This window comes from Testudinibacter sp. 'clade 2' (assembly GCF_006227735.1).
Lineage (GTDB): Bacteria > Pseudomonadota > Gammaproteobacteria > Enterobacterales > Pasteurellaceae > Chelonobacter.
The window spans coordinates 1-25247 of record NZ_VDHB01000149.1 but is presented as its reverse complement, the minus strand read 5'-3'; the positions used below and the strand labels follow the sequence as shown (position 1 = coordinate 25247).

Below are 25247 nucleotides of genomic sequence, written 5' to 3'. Positions count from 1 at the left end.
CGTCAGTTGCCGCAACAACTAAGATTGCGCCGTCCATTTGTGCCGCACCGGTGATCATGTTTTTCACATAGTCGGCGTGTCCTGGGCAGTCAACGTGCGCATAGTGGCGAGTTGGGGTGTCGTATTCCACGTGTGAAGTGTTGATGGTGATACCACGTGCTTTTTCTTCCGGCGCGTTATCGATTTGATCGAATGCACGCGCAGCACCGCCGTAGGTTTTTGCCAATACAGTGGTGATAGCTGCGGTTAAAGTTGTTTTACCATGGTCAACGTGGCCGATTGTTCCCACGTTAACGTGCGGTTTTGTACGTTCAAATTTTTCTTTAGACACGATTAAGTTTCCTTATGTAAAGTCTACAAGCCAAAAGGCTTGTAGATTTGTTTAATAAATTACTTCGCTTTGCGCGCTTCAATTACAGCATTTGCCACGCTAGTCGGTGCTTCAGCATATTTCAATGGTTCCATTGAGTAAGAAGCACGACCTTGTGTTTGCGAACGAAGGTCTGTTGCATAACCAAACATCTCCGAAAGTGGAACTTCGGCATTGATTTTTACAACAAATTCATTACTTTCTTGACCATTTACCAACGCACGACGACGGCTCAAGTCACCGATAACATCACCAACGTAATCCGGTGGTGTTTCTACTTCAACTTTCATGATCGGCTCAAGCAATACCGGCTTCGCTTTCATATAGCCAGATTTGAACGCTAATGAAGCTGCCAATTTAAACGCCAACTCAGAGGAGTCAACATCATGGTAAGAACCGAAGTGCAAACGCACACCCAGATCAACAACAGGATAACCTGCTAATGGACCGGATTTCAATTGTTCCTGAATACCTTTATCAACTGCTGGGATGTATTCGCCAGGAATCACACCACCTTTGATTTCGTTCACGAACTCATATCCCGGACCTTCCGGCTCTAACGGATACAGATCGATCACCACATGACCGTATTGACCACGACCACCAGATTGTTTAGCGTGCTTACCTTCAACGTCTTTGACCATATCACGGATAGTTTCACGGTAAGAAACTTGTGGTTTACCGATATTCGCTTCTACTTTAAATTCACGACGCATACGGTCAACCAAGATATCCAAGTGCAATTCACCCATACCGGAAATGATGGTTTCGCCTGATTCTTCATCAGTATGAACACGGAATGAAGGATCTTCTTGCGCCAAACGTCCCAGAGCGATACCCATTTTTTCTTGGTCAGCTTTGGTTTTTGGTTCTACCGCAACCGAAATAACCGGTTCTGGGAACTCCATACGCTCAAGGATAATTGGTGCATTTTGGTCACACAAGGTATCACCGGTGCCCACATCTTTCAAACCGATTGCCGCTGCGATATCACCCGCACGAACTTCTTTGATCTCTTCACGCTTATTGGCATGCATCTGAACGATACGGCCAAAACGCTCACGTTTTTGTTTCACTGAGTTCATCACGCTATCACCGGAGTTGATTACGCCGGAATAAACACGGAAGAAAGTTAAGTTTCCTACAAACGGGTCAGTCGCAATTTTAAACGCCAATGCAGAGAACGGCTCATCATCAGATGGATGACGCTCACCTTCGGTTTCGTCTAAATTGATGCCTTTAATCGCAGGTACATCCGTCGGCGCTGGTAAATATTCGATTACCGCATCTAACATCGCTTGTACGCCTTTGTTTTTAAACGCAGAACCACAAGTAACCAAAATAATTTCGCTGTTCAATGCACGTTGACGTAAGCCGAATTTGATCTCTTCTTCAGTCAGCTCTTCCCCGCCCAAATATTTTTCCATCAACTCTTCAGAAGCTTCAGCGGCGGATTCGATCAAATTTTGTTGCCACTCTTCAGCTAAATCTTGTAATTCAGCCGGGATGTCTTCGTAAGTGAAGGTCATACCTTGATCGGCTTCGTTCCAGTTGATTGCTTTCATTTTCACCAAGTCGATCACGCCTTTGAAGTTCTCTTCAGCACCGACTGGTAGTTGCAAAGGTACAGCATTGCCGCCCAAACGAGATTTAATTTGTTCAACCACGCGCAGGAAGTTAGCACCGGTACGGTCCATCTTATTAACAAAAGCAATACGTGGAACCTTATATTTGTTTGCTTGACGCCATACAGTTTCTGACTGAGGTTGTACGCCACCCACAGCACAATACACCATTACCGCACCATCAAGTACACGCATTGAACGCTCTACTTCGATAGTAAAGTCAACGTGTCCTGGGGTATCAATAACATTAATACGATGTTGTTCGAACTGATTAGACATTCCTCTCCAGAATGCCGTTGTAGCCGCAGAAGTAATAGTAATTCCACGCTCTTGCTCTTGTTCCATCCAGTCCATGGTAGCGGCACCATCATGCACCTCACCAATTTTATGACTGACACCGGTATAGAACAAAATACGTTCACTTGTAGTGGTTTTGCCTGCGTCGATATGAGCACTGATACCGATATTACGATAACGCTCAATTGGAGTTATTCTAGCCACGATTATTTCCTCTCGTTAGGCGTTGAAAAAAATGTTCTTTTGAAACAGGCTTGAAAAAATCAAGCCTGTCATGCGAATCAACACTGTCGGGGTATTACCAGCGATAGTGTGCAAACGCTTTGTTGGCTTCCGCCATACGATGAACGTCTTCACGTTTCTTAACTGCTGCGCCTTTGTTATCGGCAGCATCAGACAATTCATTCGCTAAACGTAACGCCATTGATTTATCACCACGCTTACGCGCAGCATCTACGATCCAGCGCATGCCTAGTGCATTGCGGCGCACCGGACGTACTTCAACAGGTACTTGATAAGTTGAACCGCCAACACGACGAGATTTAACCTCAACAGTTGGACGGACATTGTCAAGTGCGGTTTCAAATGCTTCTAAATGATCTTTACCGGTACGCTGGGCTAAAGTATCCAGGGCATTGTAAACGATTTTTTCAGCGATAGATTTTTTACCATCTACCATTAATACATTAATAAATTTTGCAAGTAATTCTGATCCGAACTTAGGATCTGGAAGGATCTTGCGTTGACCAATTACACGACGACGTGGCATGGCATTTCTCCGTTGTTTTTCTTCAGGTTACCCAAAACTCTATGACTGGAGTTATGGTTAATATTATGCTTAAAAATATGAACGTTTGGCCTTACTTAACGGAGTTCCATTAAGATTTAGGACGCTTAACGCCGTATTTTGAACGCGCTTGTTTACGATCTTTAACGCCTGCACAGTCTAATGCGCCGCGTACGGTGTGATAACGCACACCCGGCAAGTCTTTAACACGACCGCCGCGAATCAATACCACGGAGTGCTCTTGCAAGTTGTGACCTTCGCCGCCAATATAAGAGGTGACTTCATAGCCGTTAGTTAAACGAATACGGCATACTTTACGTAATGCGGAATTCGGTTTTTTAGGTGTAGTAGTGTACACGCGAGTACACACGCCACGTTTCTGCGGACATGCTTCCAAAGCAGGAACGTTGCTTTTTACAACCTTCTTGACGCGCGGTTTGCGTACCAGCTGGTTGATAGTTGCCATTAAAAAAGCTCCAGTTTATTAATATTATTCATAAAAGAATGTAAAAGATAAATCCACCCAATAATAGAGTGGACGCCGAATTTTAGACGTTGAAAGGGTGAATGTCAAGGATTAGCGCACAATGGCACTGATTATTTTCTGCTCAGCGTACAAGAAGATTGATTCAGACCGCACTTTAATCTTCACGTGGTGGCTTCAACGAGTAAATTGTGGGGTGTAACGCTCAGTCAGCACTACCCAGTCAGCCAAATTCAGCGCTTTGACGCTCAAATTTGGTGCTAACTGCGTGAGGCAAAGATTACGTGCCTCCAAATCCTGCTGCAATACATAAAAATCCGCTTTGCAATCCGCCAAAACTGAAGCATATTTAAACAATGCCCATACACCGTCTTGCCAAAAAAGTAAGGCATCATTACAGCTTGCCGATTGAGCATATTGTTCGAATGAGTGCAAATCGTAACTTGCATTGGCGAAAGTATATAGCATTATTTTCTCTAAAACGTCAGCACTTTTTCAGCAGTTGCCAGCTTTTGCATGAGTTCATTAAAGGGCAGTAGCTGAGTCTGAATTAAGCTGTTTTGGCTATTCATGCCAAAACTGTGCCAAGCCTCTTCAGCAGCATAGCGTTGTTCAATGTCATACAGATCCAACAGCTTAAATGCTGCTGAGCTGTCTTTTTGCATTAACAAGTGCGGTTGCAGCGCTGAACTGAGATTCAACACCCCATCTTCAATAAAAAACACACCGATATCCTCTGCTTCCGCAAAGGCAGTTGCTGCCAATAGGGCATCTAATCCTTCTCTGCTGGCGGCACAAGCAAATGGCGATTGAGTAAACACAAATGCCAATTTCATACTGTCACCAGCCTGTCAGCGACTAAGACCGCACGACTGAAATCGCCTAGACCGGCAATTTCAAATTTCTCTGCCAAATTATTTTGTATGCCGTCAACCGCACTTTGCGGCGCAACGATGCCACGCCGTTGCGCGGCTGCCACACATAAATTTAACCGCACTTGATGTTGCTGCGCCAAGGTTTGCCACGCTTGCAGCAGATTGGGTTCGTCATTTGCCGGATAAGTGAAGGCGTTGCCATGATAAACCCCGTCACCATAAAAGAAAACCTGTTCAAGTTGATGCCCAGCAGCGATCAAAGCCTGCGCCAACTGCAATGCTAACGCGGATCCTTGTCCTCCATACAGCGGTTGGGTTACTTGTAATACGTAGCGCATTTACACTTCCGGGCTGTCATCTTGCTTAATTTGCCGGATATACAGGTAAACCGTATGGCGTGAGATGTCTAATCGTTCGGCAACTTGGTGAATCGCATCTTTAATATCAAAAATGCCTTTCTCAAACAGCGAAGTCACAATTTGTTTATTTTTGCTGTTATTGGCAACACTGCCATCGGCATTGATCTCTTCAATCGTACGCTCCACAGTCTGTGACACCAAATCTTCCACGGAATTGGCAAAATTGACTGCCGCCGATAATTCCGGCTGGGTACCGGTCGGAATCAGCGCATGAATCACTTGCGACAGCGGTGCATCCAGATTCATGTTGATACACAACAAGCCGATAATGCGTTTTTCCTGATTGCGGATGGCTATAGTCACCGATTTCATTAAAAGGTTGCCTTTTGCCTTGGTAAAATAAGGCTTAGACACATTATCGGTCTGCATATGGTGCAACGAACTCAGCGCCAAATCTGTAATCGGTGAGCCGACTTTACGGTTAGTATTATGACCATTTGCAATATAAATCGCCGAACGCTGCAAATCTTCCAACGAGTGCAGTACGATTTCACAGTGTTCGCCAATCAATGCCGCCACACCGTCAACCACCGCAAGGTAGGATTGCAAAATAGCGTGATCTTGTTCAGTAAAAGGTCGAGTATCCTGTACCATAAATTTATCGGTAATCAATTAAGTAAAAACTGAAAATAAAAGCAGGACTACTGCACTTTACCGTAGTCCTGTCGAGAGTTTATTATTTTTTGCCTGCTGCGTTGGCTTTTTTAACATCAAGTAATTCAATGTTAAAAATTAAAGTCGAATTAGGCGGGATATTGCCGGTAGCATGTTCGCCATAACCCAGTTCCGGTGGAATAACCAGTTCAATTTTGCCACCTTTGTTAATTAACGGAATACCTTCAATCCAGCCCGGAATCAATTGATTTAATTGAAATTCAATCGGCTCACCACGTTTATAAGAACTATCAAACTCTTCCCCATTGATCAGCTTGCCCTGATAGTGCACTTTCACTGTATCAGTTGGTTCAACTTTACTGTCACCTGCGGCTCCACCAGCCTCAACACGGTATAGTAAACCGGATTTGGTACTTTTAACACCATCTTTTTTAGCATATTCTTTACGGAACTCAGCGCCTTTGTCAGCATTGTCTTTTGCATCCTGTGCTTCTTGTTTTGCCACTACCGCTGCCAATTCCTGATCCAACTGACGCAATTGTTGCTCTAGCTGCTTGTCGTCCAATTTGCTTTTGCCATCTAATGTTTGATTCAGGCCTTCAATAATTTTCGCTTGATTATACACAATAAAATCTTTTTGTGTTTCAACCACTTGCTGGATGTTTTTCCCCATTAAAACACCCAGTGCATAGGAAGAGTCCTCAACAAATTTAGGATTCTTTAAGTTGTCACCCTCTGCCGCCAAAGCCGAAGCAGACAACGCCGAAGTAGACAATGCACTTGCCACGAACAGCGCGACGACCGATAATTTTTTCTTGATTGACATTTGTTTGTTACCCCTCAATTGGTTTGCTGTGGTTTAGGTAAATCATCTTATACTATATATTTGATGCCGAATAGGTTAAAGTGTATTTTTTATATATGGGTCTTTTTTGCGAAATCAATATGCCGTCACTCAACGAATTACAACAACAGCTCGCCGAATTAGAGGTGAAAATCACCTTTCAGGAAGGCACAATCGAAGATTTGAACCAAGCCATCATCGAACAGCAATTTCTTATTGACAAATTGCAACACCAATTGCGCCTGCTAGCACACAAACTCAGTGATTTGCAGCCGTCTAATATTGCCTCACAGTCAGAAGAGACGCCACCACCACATTACTGACAATACCACACATCAACTATTGTCAACATTGCACTTAAAGTGCGGTCTGCTGCGTTTTTTCCTCCACAATTTTCAAGGCGCCTTTGGCAATCATGCGCAACTGTAAAATCAGACGCTGCTTTAAGGCATCACGTTCTTTATGATTCATATCCAACGCATGCGATCCGGCAGTAAACACAATGGTGACCATGCCTTCGGCTTGAACATAAGCAAGGTAGCGCGAATCTTTTTCTTGCACCGCAATATATTCGGTCAATTCTGCCACAAAATGCTGAATTTCACGCGCCGCAGCGGTACGAAACTCTTGTGAAGTACCTGAACTTTCGCGTAATAATAAGCGAAACATATTCGGTCGCTCGCTGATAAATTCAAAAAAGGTTTCCACCGAAATCACCAATACACTGCCACCACGCTCAATCCGCTTGCGTGCTTGGCGCATCAGTTGGCGCAAAATCAAACCGGCTTCATCAACCATGGTCAATCCCAGTTCGTCCATATCACGAAAATGACGATAAAACGAAGTCGGTGCAATGCCGGCTTCGCGTGCCACTTCACGCAGACTGAGTGTTGAAAAACTTTTTTCGGCACTTAGCTGGTTAAACGCTGCGTCAATCAAAGCACGACGTGTTTTCTCTTTTTGTTGGGCACGTACTCCTGCCATCGCATTTTTCCACTGTTTTAAGCTTAAGTTAGAATCGGCATCACTACCGCCTGAATCATTTTCGCAATTCGTTCATAACGTGCCCGCAGCGGTGAGCCCGGGCGGTAAACTAAGATAACACTACGATATGGCGCAGGGTCATTAAAAGGAATATATTCCACGCCTTGGCGGTTACCCTCGTTGATAATCGCCAATTTAGGCATCAAGGTGACACCGGTATTGGCTGCCACCATATTGCGCAGCGTTTCCAGACTGGTGGCTTTAAAATGTCCATTCTCATGTGCGCCGGCGGTAAAACAGTAATCCATAGTCTGCTCACGCAGGCAGTGTCCATCGTCTAACATTAGAATTTCATGATCTTTCAGCACACTCAGCGGCAATGACCGCTCTTTTGCCCATTGATGTTTTGGCGAGACCGCTAACATCATCTCTTCTTTAAACATCGGCACTTCAATAAACCCGGCAGTTTCGGGCACCTGCACCAAAATAGCACAATCCAATTGCCCCATTTCCAGCTTTTCCAATAAGCTTTGGGTTTGTGCCTCATACAAATACAGCTCCAGTTCAGGGAAATCCTGCTCTAACACCGGCAGCATACAAGGTAATAAATACGGACCTAAAGTCGGAATCACCCCGATATGCAACGGTCCGCTCATCTCTTTGCCCTGATTACTTGCCATCTCCTTGAAAATTTGCACCTCAAGTAAAATTTTTCGAGCTTGCTCAACCAATAACATACCGGATTGGGTAAACAATACTTTACGGCTGGTGCGTTCTAACAGCAAAATACCTAGCTCGTCTTCCAGTTTACGGATTTGTCCGCTAAGCGTCGGTTGACTGACATGGCAGGCATCCGCCGCTTTACGAAAATGCTTATATTCCGATAATGCAACCAAATATTCCAAGTCTCGAATATTCACAACAAACCCCTATAAGTGATAATCAATAAATATTGATGGATAACATAGAGGAAAACGATTAAAAAATCAAAAATTAATCTGTTGAAAAAATCACAATTTTCTGTTTTTTAGCATAAATTTACGCTTTATCATGCTGAAATCGATCAGAATCACGGCTTCTTCGCTGACAACGAAGCGCAACAATGGTAGGATGATGGCATTATTATCCGCTTTGCAAAATCAACTATGAAGAAATCTATCAAAATTGCAACACGACAAAGCCCACTGGCTTTATGGCAAGCTCATTTTATTCAATCCCGTTTACAACAGCTCTATCCAGAGCTGCGCATTGAATTGATTCCGATGGTGACCAAAGGCGATATTATTTTGGATACCCCATTGGCGAAAATCGGCGGTAAAGGCTTGTTTGTGAAGGAATTGGAGGCGGCTTTATTAGAAAACCGTGCCGATATAGCGGTGCATTCCATGAAAGATGTGCCGATGGAATTTCCGCAGGGCTTAGGCTTAAGTGTGATTTGCGAACGTGAAGATCCGCGCGATGCGTTCGTTTCCAACCGCTATACCGCACTTGACGATTTGCCGCAAAGTGCGGTCGTCGGCACCTCAAGTCTGCGTCGTCAAGCCCAACTAAAAGCTCTGCGCCCGGATCTGCAAATCCATTCGTTACGCGGCAATGTCGGAACACGCTTGAATAAATTGGATAACGGTGATTATGATGCCATTATTCTTGCCGCCTCCGGTTTAAAACGTTTAGGCTTGAGCGAACGTATTCGCTCGATCATTCCGGAAAGCCAATCGCTGCCTGCCGCCGGACAAGGGGCTCTTGGTATTGAAACCCGTATTGACGATCATGAAATCAATCAGCTGCTGCAACCGTTGCAACACCTAGAAACCACCTGTTGCGTCACCGCCGAACGGGCCATGAACCGCCATCTGCAAGGTGGCTGTCAAGTGCCGATTGCCGGTTACGCCACACTGCAAAACGGGCAACTACATTTAAAAGCCTTGGTTGCCGAGCCTGACGGCTCATTGATTTTACGTGCGGAAGGCAGCGCTAGCGCCGTCCAAGCCGAACAACTGGGGATCTCTGTCGGCGAACAGTTGCTGGCACAAGGCGCAGATCGAATCTTACAAGCCATTTACCACCAAGCATAAAACGGAGTTTAACATGGCTGTTTTAATCACCCGGCCACAGCCCAACGGCGAACCCCTGTGCAAGTTGCTCAACCAACAGGGATTTGCCACTTTATATACTCCGTTATTCAATATCGAGAAAGGACGCGAACTCAACCAATTGCCGACTAAGCTGCAAAACTTGCCAAGCGGCTCGTTAGTTTTTGCCGTCTCCAAGAATGCCATCAGTTATGCTAATCAAGTGTTGCACAACGTCGGGTCACACTGGCGTTCCGACCTGCATTATTTCAGTGTCGGCAGACGCAGTGCTGAATATTTCACTGCGTTGAGCGAACAGTCGGTGCTCTACCCCTACCCAAATGAGACCAGCGAAGGCTTACTCGGTTTACCACCAATGCAGGATTTGAATGGCAAAAAAATTCTGGTGCTACGCGGCAACGGCGGACGCGAACTGTTTCGCCGACAAGCCGAAGCACGTGGTGGCAACGTTGAGATTATCGAATGTTATCAGCGAATTGCCAAAGAATATGATAATATTGAACAAATCAGCGTGTGGAAACGGGCGGGAATCAACACGATAGTGGTGACCAGCAATGAAATTTTACGTTATTTAGTGGAATTTGTGCCCAAAAATGACCATAATTGGTTAATGCAGTGTCATTTAATCAGCATCAGCCGACGTATTACCCAATTAGCCAAAGCCTATGGTTGGTTACAAATCACCCAAACTGCTCGTGCTGATAACGCATCAATATTAGAAACGCTACTACTTTTAAAAAACAGCCATTAAAAAACAACTGAATGAGCAAAGATTGAACTAGCGAGGTAGAACAAATGAGTGAGAAAAATATCAAAGCTCCCGGTAATCCAGAGCCACAAACCGAGCAAAATAGTGCCGGCGACAGCAAGACACAAGTGGCTGAGAATGCTAAAAGCACCACCTCATCTGCCTCTAAAAGTGGCGAGCAAGCTTCGGTAGCGAAAGCATCTACAGCTCAAGATTCCCCGCCGAAAGCCAGTGCTGCCGATAAAAAAACAAACGCAACAGATTCAACCACAACAACATCAGTTGAGAAACCGATAGCGGAAAAACCAATGAGCAACCCAAAACAGAGCGAAGCCAAAAGCCAACACACCACTTCAGCAACTACAACTAAAAAATCCGGTGGTACAGGATTTTCCCTGTTGGCGATCTTAATCGCATTAGGCATCGGCGGTGTCGGCTATTATTGGGGTAACCAGCAACTTGATACCTTACGCAATCAGGTGACCGCACTTTCCGCTCAATTGCAGCAACTGCAATCTCAGCCGGTGGCTACTGCTTCTTCGTCCACACCTGAACCTGCGTTGTCTGAACTGAATGCAACCATAAACGCACAGCTCAATGCGTTACAAAATCAGCAGGAAAGTGTGCAGCAACAGACACAAAGCGATATCAAGCAATTGATTAGCGATCTGAATTTACAAAAAGCAGAAAACAGTGAGCTCCGCAACCAACTGAATAAATTAACATTTGACAGTAAAGCCGAGCCGAATGATTGGCTGATGTCGGAAGCCGATTTCTTATTGACCAATGCCCAGCGCAAACTTGTACTGGACAACGATATTGATACTGTGGTTTCCCTCTTACAAGAAGCCAACCAAACCTTACAAAAAGTTTCCGGCTCGCAAGCTGTTGCGGTCAGAACCGCAATCAGTCATGATCTCAACCAATTACAAAACCTGAATGAAGTCGATCAAGACTTAATCATGTCACAGCTAAGCCTATTGGTTTCGCAAGTCGACAATCTCAAAGTGCTGGCGCTCAATCCAAATCGAGGCAACAACAGCGAAGTCAGTGATTCAATTAATGATTGGCAAAGCAACTTAGAAAAAAGCGCCTCTTCTTTCTTGGATCACTTTATCCGTATCAGCAAAAAAGAGGAAGATCGCCCGGAATTATTGGCGCCGAATCAAGATATTTACTTAAGAGAGAATATCCGCTTAAGCTTGCTGACCGCACTTTCAGCAGTGCCTCGTCAACAAAATGAAGTCTATAAACAATCGCTCAATTCGGTTGCAACTTGGCTACGCAGCTACTTTGATACCGATGATTTTTCGGTGCAACAATTCCTACAACAAGTTGACCAACTGAAAGAACAATCGATCTATATTGATGCACCACAGCAACTCAACTCATGGCAAGCCATCGGCACCCTGCTAAACCGTGATCACCGCACTTTGGAACGAATTTCAAACGATGCTGCTGCAACATCCAAGCGCACCAATGCTGACGCTATAGGTGGTGGCATCGGCAACACCGCTGAAAAACCGGTGGTAACCGAAACGGCAGAACCGACGACGACACCAACCACTGCTCCGGAGGCTCAAACAGCACCGGCAGCCGATGCAGCCACTGACGCCAGCAAAGATCCTGCTGCCGAATCTGCACAATAATAGGAGCTTGCCGTTATGTTTAAAATACTGTTTTTAATGCTGATTTTACTTGCCGGATTGATTGCCGGGCCGTATTTATCCGGCAAACAGGGCTATGTGCTAATTTCGACCTCAAGCCACAATATCGAAATGACAATTCCGACCTTAGTCATCTTCTTTGTATTGGCGCTTGCAGCCGTCTATACCGTTGAAACTGTTATCTCCCGTTTTTGCCGCTTGAACAAAAGCACCTACGGCTGGTTCTCCCGACGTAAACGCCTGAAAGCGGAAAAACAAACCCTCGCTGGTTTGATCAAAATGGATGAGGGCGACTACGCCAAAGCGGAAAAATTGATCGGGAAAAATGCGAAACACGCCAGCGAACCGGTGCTCAATTTCATTAAAGCGGCAGAAGCCGCACAGCAAAAAGGTGATGAATTCAGCGCCAATAAATATTTGATTGAAGCCACCAAACTTGCCGGCAACGATAATCTTGTGGTTGAGTTGGCACGCACCCGAATTCTGTTGCAACAAAGTAAACTGTCTGCGGCGCGCAGTTCAATTGACAGTTTATTACTGATCGCCCCCTATAATCCGGAAGTATTGCGCCTCGCCGTCGATATTTACCTGCAATCCAAAGCCTATACCTCATTAGACGAATTGTTCGGTCGGGTGGAAAACAAACTGAATTACAGTCCTGAAAAACTGTCGCAGCTGCGCCATCAAATCGAGGACGGCTTGCAAGATGAGAAATTGAATGAAGACGGGGTCGATGGGCTGCTTGCCTGGTGGGAAGCGCAGCCACGCAAACGCCACAATGATATTTATGCCAAAATCGGTATGGTCAAACGTTTGATCGCTGCCAATGATCATGACTCCGCCTATGACATCGCACTGGAAACCATTAAGAAAGTAGATAAAAAAGCGGATCGCTTAGCACTGTTACAACAACTACCGCACTTGCAGCTGGAAAACGACAGCAAACTAATTAAAATCCTAGAAAAACAGCTGCGTAACGAAAACGACAGTGAGCTCAAGGTCGCCTACAATCGTGCCTTGGGTTATTTGGATGTTCGTTTAGGTGAATTTGAATCCGCAAAAACTTACCTGAATAATGTGCTGTCCGAACCGCACTTGCTTAAATCCAGTGACTTTACGATGGCAGCTTATACTTATGAACAATTGAAAGATCCTGCCAGCGCTGAAAAAGTTCGCAAACAGGGCTTGCAATATGTCATGAAATCACAGCAAGGCAAAACTGAACCCGCTACAACAACAACCTCTGTTGCAGTTCCCAACAATAAGCAGAAATAGCGAGTAAGCTATAACGTAAAAGCGGTTTATTGACAACAATAAACCGCTTTTTTACTGACGACCGCACTTTTGGTATTACAAAATAAAGCGGCTTAAATCCTCGTCTTCCACAATGTCGCTAAGTGCGGTGCTAACATAATTGGCATCAATGCTGACACTTTGACCGGACATTTCACTGGCATCAAATGAGATTTTGTCCATCAAACGCTCTAACACCGTATGCAAGCGGCGCGCCCCGATATTTTCGGTTTTTTCGTTGACACGGAAAGCCGCTTCGGCGATTTTTGCTACCGCATCATCGGTAAACTCAACGTTCACCCCTTCGGTCGCCATCAAGGCTTTATATTGCTGGGTCAATGACGCATTCGGTTCGGTCAAAATCCGCTCGAAATCCTTACTGCTCAAGGCACTCAATTCGACCCGAATCGGTAAACGTCCTTGCAATTCAGGGATCAGATCCGACGGACGTGCCACTTGGAATGCCCCGGAGGCGATAAACAAAATATGGTCGGTTTTCACCATGCCGTGTTTGGTATTAATCGTACTACCTTCCACTAACGGCAGCAGATCGCGCTGCACCCCTTCGCGCGACACATCCGGACCGGAGGTTTCGCCGCGTTTACAGATTTTATCAATCTCATCGATAAACACGATACCGTGCTGTTCGGTGGCTTCAATCGCTTTTTGTTTCAACTCTTCCGGATTGACCAATTTTGCGGCTTCATCTTCGATCAACACTTTCAACGCATCTTTAATCTTCATTTTGCGTTTTTTGGTCTGCCCGCTCGACATATTTTGGAACATCGACTGCAATTGACTGGTCATCTCTTCCATGCCCGGCGGTGCCATAATTTCTACACCGACCGAAGCAGCCGCCACATCAATTTCAATCTCTTTTTCGTCCAGCTGCCCTTCGCGCAACTTTTTACGGAACACTTGGCGCGTACCGCTCTGTTTATCGGCTTCCTCTTCGGCGCCCCAGCTGTTTTTTGCCGGCGGCAGCAGAATATCCAAAATGCGATCTTCCGCCATCTCTTCCGCACGATAGCGGTTTTTGTCAATTTCCGTTTGACGCACCAGCTTCATCGCCGTATCGGTCAAATCACGGATAATCGAATCCACTTCCTTGCCGACATAACCAACTTCGGTGAATTTGGTCGCTTCCACTTTGATAAACGGCGCATTTGCCAGTTTTGCCAAACGGCGGGCAATCTCGGTTTTGCCGACCCCGGTCGGTCCAATCATCAGAATATTTTTCGGTGTGACTTCATGGCGCAGCGCATCATTCAACTGCATTCTACGCCAGCGGTTACGCAACGCAATCGCGACCGCTCTTTTGGCATCGTGTTGCCCGATAATATGTTGATCTAATTCGGATACAATCTCGCGCGGTGTCATCTCAGACATATTTTTTCCTTCCTATTACTTATTCAGACAACAGTTACTCGGGCAACTGCTCGATAGTTTGATTCAAATTGGTGAACACGCAAATATCACCGGCAATTTTAAGTGATTTTTCCACGATTTCGCGTGCCGACAAGTCAGTGTTTTCCAATAACGCCCGTGCCGCCGACATCGCATAGTTGCCGCCGGAGCCGATTGCCAGAATATTATCTTCCGGCTGCACCACATCGCCGTTCCCGGTGATGATCAGCGATTCGGTTTCATCCGCCACAATCAACATCGCTTCCAAACGGCGCAAAGCCCTGTCAGTACGCCACTCTTTCGCCAGCTCAACCGCACTTTTCAATAAATGCCCCTGGTGCATTTCCAGTTTGCGTTCAAACAGCTCAAACAGCGTGAACGCATCCGCCGTACCGCCGGCAAAACCCGCCAGCACTTTGTTGTGATACAAACGGCGCACCTTGCGCGCATTGCCTTTCATCACCGTGTTTCCTAAAGAAACCTGCCCGTCGCCACCGACGACAACTTGCCCGTCGCGGCGCACACTTACTATCGTGGTCATAAATAAATTACCTCATTTTGATTGGCTTAATGTGATTTATATGGAGATAAAAAGTGCGGTTTCAAGGCAACAAGCGGCTTTATTTTCGGCTGTACTGTAGTCGGTATTCATTCGGAGTCCGTGAATATTCCTTTTTAAAAACCGAATAAAAATATTGGATAGACGGGTAACCGCATATTTCTGAAATGTCATTAATCGAAATCGAGGTTGATCTCAGCAATTTTCTGGCTCGTTCTACTTTTTCTTGATAAATAATTTGATGGATCGTTTTGCCGATTTCCGTTTTAAAACGGCCCTCTAAATTAGAACGCGACGTTTTGACGTAATCCAACACTTGTTCCACTTTAATTCCGGAACAAGCATGCAAGCGGATATAGTGCATGGCTTGCATCACTAACGGATCATGGATTGAGCGATAATCAGTTGAAGCTCGTTCAGCCACTTTCACCGGCGGAATCAAAATCGGCTGGCCTTTCACTTTTTTACCGGTCAATAACCGATGTAACAGCTTAGCCGCTTGGTAACCCATTTCTTTCGTGCCCTGCATTACCGATGATAGCGACACCCGTGAAAAATATTGGATTAATTCTTCATTATCAATGCCGATAATACAAATTTGTTCCGGCACGGCAATCTTCAAATGCTCACAGGTTTGCAATAAATGCCGCGCTCTGGCATCAGTCACGGCAATAATTCCGGTGTGTATTGGTAAAGATTGAATCCATTGGTTCAGTTGCTGTTGTGAATCCTGCCAATTGTCATGCCGGGTTTCATACCCCAGATACACTTGGCTCTGATATTGATTTTCCTGCATCAGTTTTTCAAATACATAGCGCCTTTCTTCAGACCAATGACAAGGATTCGCCGTCGGCACACCATAAAAAGCAAAATGGTTTAACCCCTTTCCTTTCAAATGGTTAAATGCCATTTCGATTAATTGCTGATTGTCCGTTGCGACATAAGGAATGCCCGGAGGATAATCTGCACTATTATGATAAGAGCTGCCAACGGCAACCAGCGGAAGATTTAATTCTTGTAATTTATGTGCCAACTGAGGATTATCAAAATCAGCAATCACCCCGTCCACCATCGCCAAATTGATACTCTCGTCATGATGAACAAAATCGTCTGGCAAAAAAATATCCCAGTTACATAACGAAGCCTGTATATACTCGCCAATACCTTCCATGACCTCGCGGTCATAAACTTTATTAGCATTAAACAGCAGCGCGATGCGGTGATATTCGGTGGTCATGGCAAGATCCTTTCAATCAAATCATCAAAAAGTCCAGCAACTATAAAATAAAAAAATGATAAACAAAAGGGTTAGCAATCGGATAACTAACCCCTAATATAATTTGGCGAATTGAATTTTATGCTTTTTTCTTACTCATTGAATCTGCCCAGACAGCTAATAGCAAGATACCGCCTTTGACAATATATTGCCAAAATGTCGGAACATCTAACATACTCATGCCGTTATCTAAGGAGGCAATAATCAACGCACCAATAATCACGCCCCAAACGCTACCGACGCCGCCAGCCAAGCTTGCACCACCGATAACACAGGCAGCAATCGCATCTAACTCTGCATTTTGCCCGGCCGACGGTGAACCTGCACCTAAACGGGCGCTCAAAATTAGCCCTGCAATTGCAACCATAACCCCATTAATCGAAAAAATGGCTAACTTTATTTTTTCTACTTTAATACCGGATAATCTGGCCGCTTCAATATTGCCACCAATGGCATAAATATAGCGTCCAAATGCCGTTTTCTTAGAAATAAAATATCCAACAACTGCCAGCAGAGACAAAATCAATACAGGAACTGGGATACCTCGATAATCATTTAAAAGATAAATTGCGCCGAGCAATAGCATGGCTATGATAATATATTTCAAAAAGTCTTTTGAAATCTGTGGTACGGGTAATGCCAGTTTTTGTCTAGAGCGGCGTTGATAATTACCCCACGTTACAAACAATGTAATCGCAACGCTGCCGATAATAAAACCTAGTTCATTCGATAAATAACCTTGTCCGATTTGCGTCATCGAAGCTGATGTCGGAGATACTGTCGTACCATTTGTCATACCAATCAAAATGCCCCGGAATGCCAATAATCCAGCTAAAGTCACGATAAACGAAGGGACTCTCTGGTATGCAACCCACCACCCATTCCAGATACCGAACATTAACCCCAACAGTAATGTTGCCATAATTGTTACCGGTAATGGCCAGCCCCACCACACATTAGTAATGGCTGCGAAACCGCCTAATAATCCCATCAGAGAACCGACTGACAAGTCAATTTCCGCGGAAATAATCACAAATAACATTCCAATTGCCAAAATACCGGTAATGGACGTTTGTCTTAATAAATTTGAAATATTTCTCGCACTTAAATAGGCGCCGTCCGTCATCATTGAAAAAAATAGCATAATGACGACAATTGCGATTAACATTATATAAACTTGCAAATTGATCGATTTTAACTTTTTCATACCATTATTCCTTAAGTGCAACTTCCATGACTTTTTCTTGGGTGAGGTTTTGATTAATTAGGTTTCCCTTTATTTTTCCTTGATGCATCACCAAAATCCGGTCACTAATACCGAGAACTTCGGGCAATTCGGAAGAAATCACAATGATACCGACACCTTTCTTTGCCAATTCATTGATTAATTTATAAATTTCATATTTTGCACCGACATCAATCCCCCTAGTCGGTTCATCAAGGATAAGAATTTGGGGATTTAGCAATAATGCTTTTGCCAAAATTGCTTTTTGTTGGTTGCCACCGCTTAAGCGACCGATTGCCAAATCTGGGGAAGAGGTTTTTACCTTTAACTCTTTAATCGAACGTTCAATAATCGTTTCTTCGAGAGGTTCATTAATCATAATTCGCTTAATCGAATAGTTTTTTAATGAAGAAAGTGTAATATTCTTATCTACCCCCATTATCGGCACGATTCCGTGCCGTTTTCTATCCTCCGGCACCATAAAAATGCCATTGTTAATTGCGGAGGCACAGTCTTTATGTTGTACCTGTCGGTTATTTAAATAAAATATTCCATTAAACTTCCCGGCGTAAGCACCAAAAATACACTGAACCATTTCGGTTCGCCCTGAACCGACTAATCCCGCTATGCCTAAAATTTCACCTTTACACAAATGAAAACTGGCATTATCGACCCGCTTAATGTGTGTATTGACATAGTGCCAAGCAGTCAAATTCTCAACGCGTAATAATTCTCCACCAATCGAGTGTACTTCATGCGGATATAATGACGTGATCTCTCGTCCGACCATCATAGTGATAATATCGTCCTCACTCATCTCTTTAGCATCTCTCATGCCAATATGCTCACCATCACGAATAACACAAATTTGATCCGAAATAGCTTTCACTTCATTCAATTTATGTGAAATATAGATGCAGGCGATATTGTGCTCTTTTAGATCTTGGATAAGGGACAACAAAACATCAGTTTCTTTTTCCGTCAGTGAAGCGGTTGGTTCGTCTAAAATCAATAATCTGACATTTTTGTTTAACGCTTTTGCGATCTCTACCAATTGCTGCTGTCCAAGCCCGAGTTCACCGACTATCGTGTCCGGATCGATATCAAGTTGCACCTGAGATAAGATTTTTTTCGCCCGGATATACATTTCATTTTCATTCGTCAACCCATATTGGGAAATTTCATTTCCAAGAAAAATATTATCCATTACCGACATATTTTTCACTAACGCCAATTCTTGATGGATAATCGAAATACCTTTACTTTCGGTATCTTTAATATTTTTTGATTTTAATAATTCATTTGCGAAGTAAATATCACCTTCATAATCTCCATAAGGATATATACCGCATAATACTTTCATTAAGGTTGATTTTCCTGAACCATTCTCCCCACATAATGAAAGTACTTTACCCGGTGAAATCGAAATAGAGACATTATTTAGTGCTTTTACATCACCAAATTTTTTTACAATCCCTTTCATCTCTAATAATGAATCCATAGCAACCACCTAAACTGATTATGTTGATTTTAAGGGAGGATATGCCTCCCTTATATTTAATAGAAATTTTATTTACTATAAATACTCTCTTTACTATGGAATCCGTCTTGAATAATCGTTTCTTCAATATTTTCTTTGACAACCGCAATCGGATCGAGAAGATAGGAAGGCACCTCTTTTACGCCATTATTCAAATTAGCATTGCTCTCTATTTTTTCATCTTTAGCCAATCCGACAGCAATTTCCGCTGCTTTATCTGCCAATTTTGTAATCGGTTTATATACCGTCATGGTTTGCGTACCTTCTACAATCCGCTTAATGGCAGCCAAATCCGCATCTTGTCCGGAAATCGCAACTTTGCCGGATAAACCTTGCGCACTCAAAGCCTGAATTGCGCCGCCTGCGGTTGCATCATTGGAAGCAACCACCGCATCAATATTATTGTTATTCGCGGTTAAGGCATTTTCCATGATTTGTAACGCTTTTTCCGGCAACCACGAATCTACCCATTGATCACCAATGACTTTTATCGCACCTTTATCAATTAAAGGCTGTAAGATATTCATCTGACCTTGTCTGAATAATTTCGCATTATTATCAACCGGAGAGCCGCCCATCAAAAAATAATTTCCTTTCGGTTTAATACTGACAATTGTTTCCGCCTGTAACTCACCGACTTTTTCATTATCAAATGAGACATAAAAATCCAGATCCGCATTATTAATCAAGCGATCATATGCCAAAACTTTAATACCTGATCTTTTCGCTTCAGCGATCACATTACTCAACACATCGCCATTGTGCGGGATAATCACCAGAACATCGACGTCACGGTTAATCATATTTTCAATTTGAGAGATTTGCGCACTATCATCCCCATTGGCAGACTGTACAAACACTTTTGCACCTAAAGCTTCTGCTTTCTGAGTAAAAATACTACTATCTTTCTGCCACCGCTCTAAACGTAGATCATCTATCGACATTCCGATTGTTAAATCTTTTGCATTAACAGCACCACTCATTCCGCCAACCACCAGTGCTGCTAATAATAAACTGCTTTTAAGTTTCATATAAAATACCTCACATGTAATTAATAAAAGGTTACTTTGTCTATATGACAACCTCAATATTTTCTATTTCAAGCAAAAACACAATTAATGAATTTAATTTTCATATTACGATTTATGTTTTATGTGATTCTAATCACAACTCACTATTTACTTGTTTGTGATATCTATCACATAAAACAATATTATGAATAAAGAAACAAAATAACATAATTGCCCCACTCTCCTGCTTACCTTTATCTTTATTCCGAAACAAACATATTCACACAGGAGAAGAGCATGACACATTATTTTGAAAAAATTGATCAGATTAAATATGAGGGTAAAAACAGTAAGAATCCCTTTGCTTACCGCTATTACGATGCCGATCGTATGGTGTTGGGCAAAACCATGGCTGAGCATCTGCGCTTGGCGGTCTGTTATTGGCACACGTTCTGTTGGAATGGAACGGATATGTTCGGTAGCGGTTCGTTAGATCGTCCTTGGCAACACGCACTGCCTCCATTAGAAGCGGCAAAACAAAAAGCCGATATCGCCTTTGAATTTATTAAAAAACTGAATGTACCGTACTACTGCTTTCACGATATCGATGTTGCACCGGAAGGTAATTCGTTCAAAGAATATCTGCATAATTTCTCAACCATCGTCGATGTTTTGGCTGAGAAACAAGCGCACAGCGGGATTAAATTGCTGTGGGGAACAGCGAACTGTTTTACCAATCCACGCTATATGTCAGGTGCGGCGAGTAATCCAAACCCTGAAGTCTTTGCCTGCGCCGCAACCCAAGTGTTCCATGCGATGAATGCCACCCAAAAACTGCAAGGCGAGAACTATGTCTTATGGGGCGGGCGCGAAGGTTATGAAACCCTGCTCAATACCGATTTAAAACGTGAGCGGGAACAGCTCGGGCGTTTTATGCAACTGGTGGTTGAGCACAAATACAAAATCGGCTTTAACGGTACATTACTAATTGAGCCGAAACCGCAAGAACCGACCAAACATCAATATGATTACGATGTTGCCACCGTATATGGCTTCTTAAAACAATTCGGCTTAGAAAAAGAAATTAAAGTCAATATTGAAACCAATCACGCCACGTTAGCCGGGCACACCTTCCAACACGAAGTGGCAAGTGCGGTCGGATTAGGTATTCTCGGTTCGATTGATGCTAATCGCGGTGATCCGCAACTGGGTTGGGACACCGACCAATTCCCGAATAGCATTGAAGAAAATGCACTGGTGCTTTATGAAATTTTGAAAGCAGGCGGACTCACGACCGGCGGTTTCAACTTTGATGCCAAAATCAGAAGACAAAGCATTGATAAATATGATCTGTTCCATGCACATATCGGTGGAATCGATGTACTTGCCCAATCGTTACTCATTGCCGCCAATATGATTGAAGATCAACAATTACAGAATATCATTGCCCAACGCTATGCCGGCTGGAATACAGAATTGGGGCAATCGATTTTGAACGGCAAAGCATCGCTGGCTGATCTGGCAAAATTGGTTGAAAGCAACGCACTTGCACCACAGCCGGTTTCCGGACAGCAAGAGCGGTTGGAAAATATTGTCAACGCATATATTTATAAATAATCGGTAACAATATCAGGGGTAAGCAGCCTTACCCCTGGCTTTTTATTGACGGAGCAAATTATGTACCTCGGCATTGACTTAGGCACTTCGGGTGTCAAACTGGTGTTATTAGACGAGCGGCAAACCATTGTCGCCACTCATTCAACCGCACTTGCGCTCAGTCGTCCGCAGCCGCTGTGGTCGGAGCAACATCCACAGGACTGGTGGCAAGCGGTCAATACCGCTATTCAAGTCCTGAAAAACCAACATGATCTCAAACAGGTTAAAGCCATCGGGCTGACCGGGCAAATGCACGGTGCTGTGATGCTCGACAAGCAAAACCAACCGCTCTATCCCGCTATTTTATGGAATGACGGGCGCAGTGTTGCCGAGTGTCAGGAATTGGAACAGCAAGTTCCTGATTCACGCTTGATTACCGGCAATGTGATGATGCCCGGTTTTACTGCGCCTAAGTTAAAATGGTTCAAAAAACATCAGTCGCAACACTTCGAAAAAATTCATAAAGTGTTATTGCCGAAAGATTATTTGCGCTTGTTGATGACGGGGCGTTATGTCTCCGATATGTCCGATGCTGCCGGAACCCTGTGGCTGGATGTCGGCAAAAGGGTGTGGAGCAACGAATTATTAGCGGCTTGCGGCTTGTCGATAGAACAAATGCCGACATTGCTCGAAGGCAATCAAATTTCCGGCTACTTGTTGCCCGATATTGCCGAACAGTGGGGTATGAACCCGGTTCCGGTGGTTGCTGGCGGCGGCGATAATGCCGCCGGTGCGATTGGCGTTGGGTTATATAAAGCGGGGCAAGCCATGCTGTCGCTCGGCACTTCTGGGGTCTATTTTGTGGTCACGGATAAATTTGTCAGTAATCCGGAAAGTGCGGTGCACAGCTTCTGCCACGCCCTGCCTGAACGTTGGCATTTGATGTCGGTGATTTTGAGTGCCGCGGCTTGCGTCGATTGGGCGAACCAACTGCTTGGCATTCACGATATACCGCACTTTTTCGAACTGGCGGCCAGTGCCGAGGATTCTGATGTAATTTTCTTGCCGTATTTATCCGGGGAAAGAACACCGCATAACGACCCTTACGCCAAAGGCACATTTTGGGGCATGGATCACAACAGTAGTCAAGCGACACTGGCAAAAGCGGTGTTGGAAGGTGTCAGTTTTGCATTGGCGCAAGGCATCGAGGTACTGCACGCAAGCGGCGTTGCGGCGGACAACATCACCCTAATCGGCGGCGGTGCCAAAAGCCATTACTGGCGGCAACTGTTGGCGGATATCAGCGGAAAAACCTTGGAATACCGCCAAGGCGGCGATGTCGGCCCCGCACTGGGCGCGGCAAAGTTGGCGCAAATTGCGCTAAATCCGGAGAAAGCGATAGCCGATTTTTGTCCGCCTTTAGTATTGGAACACATTTATCAACCGAATCCGGCAAGGCAGGCGTATTACCACAGCAAAAAGGTGCGTTTTAACCAGTTGTATCAGCGCTTGAAAGGTTTTATCTAACTATTGAGCTATTAATTTATTCACGGCTCGGCGTGAGATATTGATTTTTAATCGATAAGCACATTATTCTCTTGCAATGGTGTGCTGATTCTTTGTGTTACCTTACATGAATTTTATCTTCCAAAAATCATAACCAATCTGAAGGCTAGAGATTATTTAAACTCTCTTTTAGTTCATTAAGTTTAAAGGGTTTGTGCAATAAAGGAAATGAGATAGCTTCTTCACTATGTGCTGAATAATTCCCCGTCATTAATAAAATCTTGATACTTGGACAATAGGTTCGTACGAATTTTGCCAGATCAATGCCCGTCAATTTGCCACTTAAGACAATATCTGATAATAAATAATCCACTTTATGACCGCACTTTAAGTACTCTATTGCGCTTTCTGCATTTTCAAAACTTATTGTTTGGTAACTTGCCGATTGTAATTGTTCCTCTAAAATTTCTCGTAAAGAATATTGATCTTCAACTAATAAAATCGAATACAAAAAGCGATCTGAAACTTGTTGGGTTATATTAGCCTCCATTGAAGTTTGTATTTGTTGCGCAAGCGGGAGTTGTAAATTAACCGTTGTTCCCTTTCCTAAACTAGATTGAACTGAAATACGCCCTTTTGATTGACGAATAAAACCATAGACCATAGACAGTCCTAAGCCACTGCCTTTTCCATGTTTTTTGGTGGTGAAAAACGGCTCAAATATTCTATTCTGCGTTTGTTGATCCATACCACAACCATTATCGATGATCTCAATTTGAATCATTTTTTCTTGTTGATATGTACGTTCAACCATTAATTGTGTTGATCGAATAATAATTTCCCCTTCGGAATTTAATGCATCCTTAGCATTTAATAATAAATTTACCAATGCTGTTTCCAATTGATTTCTATCCATATAAACAAAAGGTAAATTCTCTGCGAGATCCAACCGCACTTTTATGGTTGGTGGTAGGGTATGCTCAATTAAATCCGTAAATTCACACAACAATTGGTTAATATCAAAGGCACTGGGATGCAGTGGCTGTTTTCTTGCATAAGCCAGTAAACGCTGAGTTAACGTTGCACTGTTCTCTGCTGCCTTTAATGCATTTTGTATTCTTTTAGCCTGTTTTTCCGTTAATGAAGCAGAGTCAATCAAATCTAAATTTCCAATAATAACCGCAAGCAAATTATTAAAGTCATGGGCTATACCTCCGGTTAAATGACCGATAGTGCGCATTTTTTGGCTGTGAGCAAGATCAATCTCTAATTTTTTACGTTGAGTACGATCAATTAAAAATACAACTAATCCTCCATCCTGCAACATACTGATGCGCCATTCAAAGATACTATGGTTGTATTCAATTTCCAATGGTTCTTGCTCACTTCGCATCTCCAATAAATAGGTTAAATTAATTGGAATTTGCAAACCGTAAATCGAAGCATGATGATTAGATAAAAATGTTGCAAGCTGTGGCATCGTGCAACTTAATAATTGTTGCTCAGTTAAATTCAGTAACTGCATAAACTGTGCATTATATGAAACTAATTTTTGTTTTACATCAAAAATAGCCAATCCATCACGCATAGCTAAAAAGGTCTGTTCTAATAATTCACTTTTTTCTTTTAACAGTGCATCTGCATAATCTAGTTTAATCACATTTTGATGAAATATATCAAATGCACGTGCTAATTCACCGATTTCATCTTCAGCTTGCTGAGGCACAATAATATTTTTATCACCTTGCGACAAACGAATGAGTGCTTGTGTAATAGAAGATAATCGATACCCAATCAACTGGTAAAGATATATCCCCCAGATAATGATCAAGCCGATAATAAACAATGAGAAAAGTAAAATTGACAAGATATAATTTGAAAGATGATATTGGATTTTTTCAGAAACAGAGTTAACCTCTTCTATTTTATCCTGTGCTAGCTTTGTATAACCTGCATCAATATTTTTCACTAATGCATCTATTTGATTAACTAAAAATAGAATTCTCCAATTTATATCAGCTAACTTA

At 43.5% G+C, this 25247-nt stretch carries 25 protein-coding genes; 7 read left to right on the top strand and 18 right to left on the bottom strand.

Annotated elements, in window-relative coordinates; translation table 11 throughout:
- From FHQ30_RS11015 to fkpA, 9 genes are all read right to left on the bottom strand, one after another.
- Positions 1-331: GTP-binding protein (locus FHQ30_RS11015; RefSeq protein ID WP_000031696.1), on the bottom strand; the 331-nt coding region annotated here is incomplete at its 3' end.
- A gap of 59 nt (positions 332-390) precedes the next feature.
- Complete coding sequence (gene fusA / locus FHQ30_RS11010; protein WP_139611315.1) at positions 391-2496, bottom strand: elongation factor G; 2106 nt, start codon at positions 2494-2496, stop codon at positions 391-393.
- 94 nt (positions 2497-2590) lie between these two features.
- Entirely contained in the window at positions 2591-3061 is a 471-nt protein-coding gene (gene rpsG / locus FHQ30_RS11005; protein WP_132965715.1) for a 30S ribosomal protein S7, read from the bottom strand.
- A gap of 109 nt (positions 3062-3170) precedes the next feature.
- Positions 3171-3545, bottom strand: a complete 375-nt coding sequence (rpsL, locus tag FHQ30_RS11000) for a 30S ribosomal protein S12 (RefSeq protein ID WP_132965717.1) — start codon at positions 3543-3545, stop codon at positions 3171-3173.
- A 195-nt stretch (positions 3546-3740) separates the two neighbouring features.
- On the bottom strand, positions 3741-4031 hold the full coding sequence (locus FHQ30_RS10995) for a DsrH/TusB family sulfur relay protein (RefSeq protein WP_139611316.1): 291 nt from the start codon (positions 4029-4031) through the stop codon (positions 3741-3743).
- A gap of 8 nt (positions 4032-4039) precedes the next feature.
- Positions 4040-4399, bottom strand: a complete 360-nt coding sequence (tusC, locus tag FHQ30_RS10990) for a sulfurtransferase complex subunit TusC (protein ID WP_139611317.1) — start codon at positions 4397-4399, stop codon at positions 4040-4042.
- Positions 4396-4776: a sulfurtransferase complex subunit TusD gene (tusD, locus tag FHQ30_RS10985; protein WP_139611318.1), complete on the bottom strand. Its 381-nt coding sequence runs from the start codon at positions 4774-4776 to the stop codon at positions 4396-4398. Before tusD ends, tusC begins: the two co-directional genes overlap by 4 nt.
- Positions 4777-5451 (bottom strand): helix-turn-helix transcriptional regulator, encoded by a 675-nt coding sequence (locus FHQ30_RS10980; RefSeq protein WP_139611319.1) that lies wholly within the window; start codon positions 5449-5451, stop codon positions 4777-4779.
- Between the two features lie 82 nt (positions 5452-5533).
- Complete coding sequence (gene fkpA, locus FHQ30_RS10975) at positions 5534-6298, bottom strand: FKBP-type peptidyl-prolyl cis-trans isomerase (protein ID WP_139611320.1); 765 nt, start codon at positions 6296-6298, stop codon at positions 5534-5536.
- A 119-nt stretch (positions 6299-6417) separates the two neighbouring features.
- Between fkpA and FHQ30_RS10970 the strand changes: the two genes are divergently transcribed.
- Positions 6418-6639, top strand: a complete 222-nt coding sequence (locus FHQ30_RS10970) for a SlyX family protein (RefSeq protein ID WP_139611321.1) — start codon at positions 6418-6420, stop codon at positions 6637-6639.
- A gap of 34 nt (positions 6640-6673) precedes the next feature.
- Here the strand turns inward: FHQ30_RS10970 and fabR are convergent, their stop codons facing one another.
- Positions 6674-7300, bottom strand: a complete 627-nt coding sequence (gene fabR, locus FHQ30_RS10965; protein ID WP_132965732.1) for an HTH-type transcriptional repressor FabR — start codon at positions 7298-7300, stop codon at positions 6674-6676.
- A gap of 23 nt (positions 7301-7323) precedes the next feature.
- Complete coding sequence (oxyR, locus tag FHQ30_RS10960) at positions 7324-8220, bottom strand: DNA-binding transcriptional regulator OxyR (protein ID WP_139611322.1); 897 nt, start codon at positions 8218-8220, stop codon at positions 7324-7326.
- Positions 8221-8445: 225 nt separating this feature from the next.
- Between oxyR and hemC the strand changes: the two genes are divergently transcribed.
- Genes hemC through FHQ30_RS10940 form a run of 4 tightly spaced genes read left to right on the top strand, consistent with a single transcriptional unit; the run spans position 8446 to position 13083 of the window.
- Positions 8446-9375: a hydroxymethylbilane synthase gene (gene hemC, locus FHQ30_RS10955; RefSeq protein WP_139611323.1), complete on the top strand. Its 930-nt coding sequence runs from the start codon at positions 8446-8448 to the stop codon at positions 9373-9375.
- A gap of 13 nt (positions 9376-9388) precedes the next feature.
- Complete coding sequence (locus FHQ30_RS10950; RefSeq protein ID WP_139611324.1) at positions 9389-10144, top strand: uroporphyrinogen-III synthase; 756 nt, start codon at positions 9389-9391, stop codon at positions 10142-10144.
- A gap of 44 nt (positions 10145-10188) precedes the next feature.
- Complete coding sequence (locus FHQ30_RS10945) at positions 10189-11790, top strand: uroporphyrinogen-III C-methyltransferase (RefSeq protein ID WP_139611325.1); 1602 nt, start codon at positions 10189-10191, stop codon at positions 11788-11790.
- 15 nt (positions 11791-11805) lie between these two features.
- Positions 11806-13083 (top strand): heme biosynthesis HemY N-terminal domain-containing protein, encoded by a 1278-nt coding sequence (locus tag FHQ30_RS10940; RefSeq protein WP_139611326.1) that lies wholly within the window; start codon positions 11806-11808, stop codon positions 13081-13083.
- Between the two features lie 75 nt (positions 13084-13158).
- Here the strand turns inward: FHQ30_RS10940 and hslU are convergent, their stop codons facing one another.
- From hslU to xylF, 6 genes are all read right to left on the bottom strand, one after another.
- Positions 13159-14490, bottom strand: a complete 1332-nt coding sequence (gene hslU, locus FHQ30_RS10935; protein ID WP_139611327.1) for an ATP-dependent protease ATPase subunit HslU — start codon at positions 14488-14490, stop codon at positions 13159-13161.
- Positions 14491-14524: 34 nt separating this feature from the next.
- Positions 14525-15049 (bottom strand): ATP-dependent protease subunit HslV, encoded by a 525-nt coding sequence (gene hslV / locus FHQ30_RS10930; protein WP_132965747.1) that lies wholly within the window; start codon positions 15047-15049, stop codon positions 14525-14527.
- Between the two features lie 79 nt (positions 15050-15128).
- Entirely contained in the window at positions 15129-16304 is a 1176-nt protein-coding gene (locus tag FHQ30_RS10925; protein WP_139611328.1) for a XylR family transcriptional regulator, read from the bottom strand.
- Between the two features lie 118 nt (positions 16305-16422).
- The gene (locus FHQ30_RS10920) at positions 16423-17550 is read right to left on the bottom strand and encodes a sugar ABC transporter permease (RefSeq protein ID WP_139611329.1); all 1128 of its coding nucleotides are present in this window, start codon (positions 17548-17550) and stop codon (positions 16423-16425) included.
- Between the two features lie 4 nt (positions 17551-17554).
- On the bottom strand, positions 17555-19069 hold the full coding sequence (gene xylG / locus FHQ30_RS10915) for a D-xylose ABC transporter ATP-binding protein (RefSeq protein ID WP_139611330.1): 1515 nt from the start codon (positions 19067-19069) through the stop codon (positions 17555-17557).
- Between the two features lie 68 nt (positions 19070-19137).
- The gene (xylF, locus tag FHQ30_RS10910; RefSeq protein ID WP_139611341.1) at positions 19138-20139 is read right to left on the bottom strand and encodes a D-xylose ABC transporter substrate-binding protein; all 1002 of its coding nucleotides are present in this window, start codon (positions 20137-20139) and stop codon (positions 19138-19140) included.
- 276 nt (positions 20140-20415) lie between these two features.
- Here xylF and xylA point away from each other — a divergent pair, with 276 nt between their 5' ends.
- Positions 20416-21735, top strand: coding sequence for a xylose isomerase (gene xylA, locus FHQ30_RS10905; protein ID WP_139611331.1), 1320 nt, complete (start codon positions 20416-20418; stop codon positions 21733-21735).
- 60 nt (positions 21736-21795) lie between these two features.
- Complete coding sequence (xylB, locus tag FHQ30_RS10900; protein WP_139611332.1) at positions 21796-23241, top strand: xylulokinase; 1446 nt, start codon at positions 21796-21798, stop codon at positions 23239-23241.
- 145 nt (positions 23242-23386) lie between these two features.
- Here xylB and FHQ30_RS10895 read toward each other — a convergent pair.
- A partial coding sequence (locus tag FHQ30_RS10895; protein ID WP_139625172.1) for an ATP-binding protein occupies positions 23387-25247 on the bottom strand: 1861 nt, incomplete at its 5' end.